1 rRNA gene is annotated in these 257 nt (G+C 42.0%); it reads left to right on the top strand.

Annotated elements, in window-relative coordinates:
- Positions 1 to 172 precede the first annotated feature (172 nt).
- Positions 173 to 257, top strand: a 5S ribosomal RNA gene (gene rrf, locus C2M32_RS03520); the annotation flags it as partial.

Genomic DNA, 257 nt, shown 5'->3' with positions numbered 1-257 from the left:
AGCTAGAAGTTAGTGTTACTAAAGTAGCGTTTTACGAGTTATCAGAATTTTTCCGAATTTTAAGAATTAAACAAGGTGAATAGCCAAGCGGTATCGCGAAATTTATTCACCTTGCGCAAATGGAATGCTCGTGCGATGCACGATGTCATTAAACATTTGCACCAAGACTTTGCTTGGTGATAATAGCGTTTTGGACCCACCTGACCCCATGCCGAACTCAGAAGTGAAACGAAACAGCGTCGATGATAGTGTGGCAG

This window comes from Pseudoalteromonas sp. T1lg23B (assembly GCF_002964665.1).
Taxonomy (GTDB): Bacteria; Pseudomonadota; Gammaproteobacteria; order Enterobacterales; family Alteromonadaceae; genus Pseudoalteromonas.
This window is presented reverse-complemented; position numbering and strand designations above follow the sequence as displayed.